The organism is Mycobacterium szulgai, assembly GCF_002116635.1.
GTDB lineage: Bacteria > Actinomycetota > Actinomycetes > Mycobacteriales > Mycobacteriaceae > Mycobacterium > Mycobacterium szulgai.
Genome location: NZ_LQPW01000006.1, coordinates 1 through 1,528, shown reverse-complemented (window position 1 = coordinate 1,528; position 1,528 = coordinate 1). Strand labels below are relative to the sequence as shown.

The following is a 1,528-nucleotide window of genomic DNA, read 5'->3' as shown; positions in this document are numbered from 1 at the left end:
GGAGGGGGTGGAATGTTATGCGGATTTGCGGGGGTTGATTGCGGCGGTTGGTGAGGGGGGCCGGGTACCGGAGGTGGTGCTGACCTCGGTGCCGATCGCCGCTGCTGGTGTTGGTGAGGTTCGTGAGGGGTTGTATGACGTTTTGGAGTTGGTTCAGGCGTGGTTGGGTGAGCCGGTCTTGGTGGGTTCGCGGTTGGTGCTGGTGACTCGGGGGGCGGTGGCCGCTGCACAGGGCGAGGTGCCTGATTTGGCCGGTGCGGTGGTGGAGGGGTTGGTGCGTAGCGCGGCTTCGGAGCATCCGGGCCGGTTTATGGTGCTCGATGTTGATGAGGGTGCGGTGTCGTGGCCGGTGGTGGTGGCGGCGTTGGCTCATGGTGGTGAGTCGCGGTTGGCGGTGCGTGGGGGTGTGGTGTTGGCGCCGCGGTTGGTGCAGGTCAGTGAGCAGGTCGGCGAGGTGGTGGGGGGGTCGGTGTTTGATCCGGCGGGGACGGTGTTGATCACTGGGGGGACTGGGGTGCTGGGGATGGCGGTGGCTCGGCATGTGGTGGTCCGGTATGGGGTGCGGCAGTTGGTGTTGGTGAGTCGGGGTGGGCCGGCCGCGGTTGGGGTGGAGGAGTTGGTGGTGGAGTTGGGCGAGTTGGGGTGTGGGGTGCAGGTGGTGGCGTGTGATGTGGCTGATCGTGAGCAGGTGGCGGGGTTGGTGGACGCCGTTGCTGGGCAGCATCGGCTGGGGGCGGTCATTCATGTCGCTGGGGTGGTTGCTGATGGGGTGATTGAGTCGCTGGATCGTGGGCGGGTGGAGCAGGTGTTGGCGCCCAAGGTTGATGGTGCGTGGCATTTGCATGAGTTGACCCGGGATATGGGGTTGTCGGCGTTTGTGTTGTTTTCGTCGGCTGCTTCGGTGTTGGGCGGTGCGGGGCAGGCCAATTCTGTTGCGGCGAACGCGTTTTTGGATGCGTTGGCTTTGTATCGGCGGGGGTTGGGGTTGGCGGCGATGTCGGTCGAGCAGGGTTTGGAGTTGTTTGATCTGGCGTGTGCGCGTGGTGAGGCGGTGCTGGTCCCGGCGCGGTTGGATGTGGCTGGGTTGCGTCGCCAAGCCCGGTTGGGGGTGTTGCCGGCGGTGGTGAGTCGGTTGGTGAGCCTTCCCGCCGCGGCGGCCCCGGTTGCGGTGACGGTGGCCCAGCGGCTGCCTTCGGTGTCTGAGGCGGATTGGGATTCGTTGTTGTTGGCTGAGGTGCGTGCTCAGCTTGCTGCGGTGTTGGGGCATTCTTCTGCCGAGGCGGTGGCGGTTGAGCGGGCGTTTAGCGATTTGGGGTTGGACTCGCGGGGGGCGGTGGAGTTGCGTAACCGGTTGGCTCAGGCCACTGGTCTGACGTTGCCGGCCACGGTGATCTTTGATTATCCGAACGTGGCTGCGGTGGTGGGGTATTTGCGTGAGCGTTTGCAGGGGGGCGCCACCGGGGGCAGCGGGGTGGTGGTGGGTGCGCCGGTGCGGGTTGAGGAGCCTATTGCGGTGGTGGGGATGGGG

General features: G+C 65.9%; 1 protein-coding gene. It reads left to right on the top strand.

The annotated features are described in order from the left end of the window. Positions 1-25: 25 nt before the first annotated feature. On the top strand, positions 26-1,528 hold a 1,503-nt coding region (locus AWC27_RS01505), incomplete at its 3' end, for a type I polyketide synthase (RefSeq protein WP_169726687.1).